Source organism: Vibrio sp. Vb0349 (assembly GCF_033338975.1).
Map to the genome: position 1 here is coordinate 88,273 of NZ_JAWOTS010000017.1, position 6,334 is coordinate 94,606.

General features: G+C 45.0%; 4 protein-coding genes. All 4 read left to right on the plus strand.

Translation table 11 applies throughout. The features are described from left to right. Positions 1 to 10 precede the first annotated feature (10 nt). Complete coding sequence (flgJ, locus tag R7Q47_RS17145; RefSeq protein ID WP_031779079.1) at positions 11 to 937, plus strand: flagellar assembly peptidoglycan hydrolase FlgJ; 927 nt, start codon at positions 11 to 13, stop codon at positions 935 to 937. Between the two features lie 160 nt (positions 938 to 1,097). After that, positions 1,098 to 3,038 (plus strand): flagellar hook-associated protein FlgK, encoded by a 1,941-nt coding sequence (flgK, locus tag R7Q47_RS17150; RefSeq protein ID WP_213868991.1) that lies wholly within the window; start codon positions 1,098 to 1,100, stop codon positions 3,036 to 3,038. Positions 3,039 to 3,051: 13 nt separating this feature from the next. Next, on the plus strand, positions 3,052 to 4,245 hold the full coding sequence (gene flgL, locus R7Q47_RS17155) for a flagellar hook-associated protein FlgL (protein ID WP_017634832.1): 1,194 nt from the start codon (positions 3,052 to 3,054) through the stop codon (positions 4,243 to 4,245). Between the two features lie 427 nt (positions 4,246 to 4,672). Further along, complete coding sequence (locus R7Q47_RS17160; RefSeq protein WP_005382038.1) at positions 4,673 to 5,827, plus strand: flagellin; 1,155 nt, start codon at positions 4,673 to 4,675, stop codon at positions 5,825 to 5,827. Positions 5,828 to 6,334 lie beyond the last annotated feature (507 nt).

Consider the following 6,334-nt stretch of genomic DNA (forward strand, 5'->3'; position numbering starts at 1 on the left):
GGAGGTAGGTATAATGAACAATCCTAACGACATTGGTTTTATCCATGACATCAGTTCTCTGGATACTCTGCGTCAAAAAGCAGTGAAAGAGGGAAAAGATGGCGAGCAAGAAGCATTGCATGCGGCTGCTCGTCAGTTCGAATCGATCTTCACCTCCATGATGTTGAAATCCATGCGTGAAGCCAATGAGGGCTTTGAGTCCAACATGATGAACAGCCAAAACGAGAAGTTCTACCGACAAATGTTGGATGAACAGATGGCGAGTGAATTGAGTTCGTCTGGTTCAATGGGACTGGCCGATATGATTGTTAAGCAATTAACGGCTGGGCAAGGGAACGACAAAAAAGAAACGGCTATGCGTGATGCGGCAAACAATGCTGCGGAATATCGTCGTGTTGACCCGAAAAAAGCGCGCGAGATTGAACAGCGCTTGATTGAATCTGGTCAACTATCTCGACCAAGCAATGAACCCACTCGATTCGATTCACCAGAATCCTTTGTTAACTCGATGAAGCCATACGCGGAGAAAGCTGCGAAAGCCCTAGGAGTCGAGCCATCTCTGCTACTTGCGCAAGCCGCTTTGGAAACGGGGTGGGGGCAAAAGGTCGTGAAGAACGCGCGTGGCAGCAGCAACAACTTATTTAATATCAAAGCAGATCGAAGCTGGCAGGGTGACAAAGTGACGACTCAAACTTTAGAGTTCCACGATAACACGCCAGTGAAAGAGACGGCAGCGTTTCGCTCATACTCAAGTTACGAAGACAGCTTTAATGACTTTGTACGATTTTTGAATGACAACCCACGTTACGAGACAGCATTGCAGCAACGCGGGAATTCAGAGTCGTTTATTCGCGGTATCCACAGTGCGGGTTACGCGACCGATCCGAACTACGCAGATAAAGTCCTGCAGGTGAAGGATAAAATCGAAAGTATGTAATGTCTCTGCGCCAATTTATGACGTTCTCGAAGGCTTGCCATAGTGCAAGCCTTCACTTTATCTGAATATCTACGCCTTTCTATCACTTGGCACATCTTTTGCTTTTAACGTGTCTAGGTGATCGGTTTTGCCGATTTATATTTCGTTTTTGGGGGCATGTATGGCGTCAGATCTTCTGAATGTAGGTACTCAAAGTGTGCTTACTGCTCAGAGACAATTAAACACCACTGGTCATAACATTTCTAATGTTAATACAGAGGGTTATAGCCGTCAGTCTGTTATCCAAGGCACGAATGATCCGCGCATGTTTGGTGGTTCTACCTACGGCATGGGTGTGCATGTGGAAAATGTTCGCCGCTCGTGGGATCAGTTTGCCGTGAATGAACTGAACCTGTCGTCGACCAACAATGCCAACAAAACGGATACCCAAGACAATCTTGATATGCTCTCTAGCATGTTGAGCTCTGTGGCATCGAAGAAAATTCCCGAGAACCTGAATGAGTGGTTCGATGCGGTAAAAACCATGGCAGATACCCCGAACGATTTAGGGGCACGAAAAGTGGTATTGGAAAAGGCGAAAATCTTCTCTGATACATTAAATGATTTCCACGAAACCGTTCGACTGCAATCTGATGTCACCAATAAAAAATTGGATATGGGCATTGAGCGCGTTAACCAACTTGCGTTGGAAATTCGCGATATTCATCGACTGATGATGCGTACTCCCGGTCCACATAATGACCTGATGGATCAGCATGAAAAGCTGGTTACTGAGCTGTCAGAGTACACCAAAGTTACCGTAACCCCACGCAAAAATGCAGAAGGGTTTAATGTTCATATCGGCAATGGACACACACTTGTTTCTGGCACGGAAGCAAGCCAGCTCAAAATGATCGATGGCTATCCGGATGTTCATCAAAGACGATTAGCAATGGTGGAAGGAAATGGCATTAAAGCGATCAAGTCTGATGATATGGATGGCAAAATCGGCGCTTTACTTGAAATGCGCGACAAACACATTCCACAACTGCAAGATGAAATGGGCCGTTTAGCGACGGGTTTCTCCTACAAAATTAATCAGCTGCAATCTCAAGGTCTGGATCTCAACGGCAAGATAGGTAAAGACGTATTTACCGACGTGAACTCTGAGCTGGTGGCAAAATCTCGAGTTTTTGCTGCGCCTGACTCACAAGCTGATGTTGCGGTTTACATCGAGGACATTTCCGCGATCAAAGGTGGTGAATATTCGCTGCGTTATGATGGCGACCAATACAGCGTGACAACACCGAAAGGTGAGCAAATGTCGTTGAACATCGACCGTTCGGATTCGTCGTTTGTTCTGGATGGTATGAAAGTGCAAATTGGTGAAGGCCTTGCCGCCGGTGAGCGCGTATTGCTCCGCCCAACGAGAAGTGGTGCAGCCATCATAAAGATGGAAACCAATGACGCAAAAGCTATTGCCGCACAAAGTTATGAAGCCTCAACCACTTTTGCCCAAGGTAACGCCAAGTTTAAAATTCGTGAGGCGGGGGATGTTAAAGAGTTTGAGGTTACCGTACAACCAGCCGATGAGAAGCATGATAAGCCGTGGTTAAAGATCACGGATAACAAGGGTAATTTACTATCGGACAAATACTCATACCCGTTAGATAAAGATAACCCGATGATTGAAATATCAGTGCCGAAAAGCCATCCGCTGTATAGAAACGGCGATGCAACCGTGTTTGAGTTGAGCGAAGGCGCTCTGATGAATGATAAATTCACCGCAAACTTGGTGCCTTCTGAAGGTGGTAACGGCAACTTGAGAAAAATGCAGAAGATCCAAACAGACAAGATGATGGATGGAAAATCCAGTACCTTGATCGATGTTTATCATAACCTCAATACTGAAGTTGGACTGAAGTCTTCTACAGCAAACCGTTTAGCCTCCGTCGCTCGTTTAGAGCATGAAGCGGCGCAAGAGCGCGTTGCTTCTATTTCTGGTGTTAACCTCGATGAAGAAGCGGCCAACATGATGAAGTTTCAACAAGCGTACATGGCTTCATCACGTGTGATGCAAGCGGCGAATGATACCTTCAATACCATTTTACAACTGAGGTAAGGAGAAGAGATAAGTGCTAACCCGAATTTCTAGTTTCCATAACTATCAGTCCGTACAAAATGATCTGCGTCGTCAAGAGAATAAGGTTCACCACAACCAAGAGCAGCTTGCTTCAGGAAAAAAGTTACTGAAACCTAGTGACGACCCCCTCGCTGCGCATTACATCCAAAACATTAGTCAGCAACAAGAACAGCTACAACAATATCTTAGCTCGATAGTGTTGGTACGTAATCGTCTAGAAAACCACGAAGTTAATATCGCCAATGCGGAGAATTTTGCCGACGAGTCGAAGCGCTTAACGATGGAGATGATTAACGGTGCCTTTTCTGCTGAAGACCGACAAGCAAAGAAGCGTGAGTTAGAAGAGATTGCGAACAACTTCCTTAACTTGGTGAACTCGCAAGATGAATCTGGTAACTACGTGTTTGCTGGCACTAAGCCAAAAAGCCAACCATTTTATCGCGATAAAGATGGTAGCGTGCAATACGCTGGGGACGATTATCAGCGCAAAATGAAAGTTTCTAGCATGCTTGAGATGCCAATGAACGATCCTGGCAGCAAGCTGTTTATGGAGATACCAAACCCATTTGGCGATTATCAGCCGAATTACGATCTACAAAACGGCTCTGAGCTGTTGCTAAACAAAGCCACTAACGTTGATACGAAGGATGATGCGGCGTATCGCGTGACATTTGTCGATATGAATAACGGCAAATTTGGTTACCAATTAGAGCGTAACGGCAAAGTAGTGGATGCCGATGAGTTTTCTCCAGAGAAAGGGATTGAATACAAAGGCCTGAAAGTGCACGTAAAAGGCCAAATTACGCCTGGTGACAGCATTGAGATCGAAAAGCGGGCAGAGTTCAGCATTTTCGATACCTTCAAGGATGCAATGGCATGGTCAGACAAATCGGTTTCGGATACGTCGGCGACTGCTAAATTGCACCAAATGACAGAAGAATTCCACGCTGCTTTTATCCATTTGAATAAAGCGCGTACAGATGCCGGTGCTCGATTGAGTACGCTGGATATCCAAGAGCAAAATCATGAAGACTTTAATTTGTCTCTGGCAAAAGCGAAGAGCAACTTTGAGGACTTGGATTACTCCAAAGCCGTGATCGAGTTCAGTGAAAACTCGCGAGCGTTACAGGCATCGCAACAAGCATTCGGTAAGACCAAAGATCTAACGTTGTTTAACTACATCTAGTATGACACTCATACACATTGTCTGATTTTGATGCCTTATGTGCAAAGCCTTAAGCGCGATAAGTCGACGTAACCTGAGAGTCTGAGATGTCATGCGGCACGATTTTACCCAAAGCGGCAATGATGCGGGAGGCAAGTCGGGCGGCAACAGGGCAGCGTTCAATACCCTTGGGCTAAGATGAGTCTGACAAACCGGAAATAGCTTAGTGATAAAGCTAACTTATTGTTTATTTGATTCTTTTAAAAGTGGTTAAATAATTTACGAAAGTTGGCACACAAATTGTATTGAAAATATCAGAACAGATTTAGAGATTCTAAACCCTGCGTTTAAGGCAGATTTAGCAAGTAACTTTTACGGTCAGTGCTTATCCAAATGAGAGTAAAGCTGGCCGCTTCGCAAAAGCTTGCGAACTCAACAGGAGAGCAAAATGGCTGTAACAGTTAGTACTAACGTCTCCGCGATGACCGCGCAGCGTTACCTAAACAAAGCGACTGATGAATTAAACACGTCGATGGAGCGCTTATCTTCAGGACATAAGATTAACAGTGCAAAAGATGATGCGGCAGGTCTACAGATCTCTAACCGCTTAACTGCACAGTCTCGTGGCCTAGATGTCGCAATGCGTAACGCGAACGATGGTATCTCGATTGCACAAACCGCTGAAGGTGCGATGAATGAGGCAACCTCTGTCATGCAACGAATGCGTGACCTTGCGATTCAATCATCGAACGGTACTAACTCTCCGGCTGAGCGTCAGGCGATCAACGAAGAGTCAATGGCATTGATTGACGAGCTAAACCGTATTGCAGAAACCACTTCATTTGGTGGTCGTCGTCTATTGAACGGCTCATTCGGTGAAGCAGCATTCCAGATTGGTGCGAGCTCAGGTGAAGCCATGATCATGGGACTCACCAGCATTCGTGCGGACGATACGCGCATGGGCGGTGTGACCTTCTTATCTGAGAACGGTAAAGATAAAAACTGGAGCGTTGACCCAGCTAAATCTGACTTGAAGATCACGCTACCAGGTATGGGTGAAGACGAAGACGGCAATGTTGATGATCTAGAAATCAACATTAATGCCAAAGCGGGCGACGACATCGAAGAGCTTGCCACTTACATTAATGGTCAGTCTGATATGATTAATGCGTCTGTAAGTGAAGATGGCAAGTTGCAAGTTTTTGTCGCGCATCCAAACGTTCAGGGTGAGATTTCTATTTCTGGTGGATTAGCATCTGAGCTTGGCCTGAGTGATGAACCTATCAGAACGTCAGTACAAGATATTGATATGACCACGGTACAAGGTTCTCAAAACGCGATTTCTGTGCTGGATTCGGCACTGAAATACGTAGACTCGCAACGTGCAGACTTAGGTGCGAAGCAAAACCGTTTGAGTCACAGCATCAACAACTTGGCGAATATCCAAGAAAACGTTGACGCATCGAACAGCCGAATTAAAGATACAGATTTTGCGAAAGAAACCACGCAAATGACCAAAGCACAAATTTTGCAACAAGCAGGTACATCGATTCTTGCTCAAGCGAAACAGTTGCCAAACTCTGCAATGTCACTATTGCAGTAGTTTACTTAGCCTGTACTCAATACATTCAGACGTGGATGGGAATGCAGGCTTTTGGCAAGCAGCTTTACAATAGAATGAGCGGCTCTCTCATCTCTCACCTGCCAATCATTTTCAATGTAAAGTTGCACTCGGTATGCCGGAAATGTGTTCATTTCTCTTGATCTCCACATAGGCTCTGGCGACCAACCTAGCCCCAGTTCTCTCAAAGGAAAAGGGGCTTTTTCTTTTCTAATTTTCACGTCTATCGTCTGCGAACTTACCTTTAATTGTTTCCTTTTGCTGGTTTTCTATACAATTTAGCCCTCTCGGCTCGATTTGTGGAAACTTGAGCACTTTTTCTTACTTTTCTTCAATTTTATTAGCTAAATCTCGCAATGTTATTTTTTTAAACTTTTTTCTAAAGCTTCTGAATTTGGTGTCGTTAATAGAGGTAACTTTGAGAGAACTACTTGGTTTTCCGAGACGTCGGAAACCGCTACACCGGAAAATCAATTGGAGAAATCACCA

Coding starts and splice junctions, on each gene's coding strand:
- flgK (WP_213868991.1), top strand. CDS start 1,098: ATGGCGTCAGATCTTCTGAATGTAGGTACTCAAAGTGTGCTTACTGCT.
- R7Q47_RS17160 (WP_005382038.1), top strand. CDS start 4,673: ATGGCTGTAACAGTTAGTACTAACGTCTCCGCGATGACCGCGCAGCGT.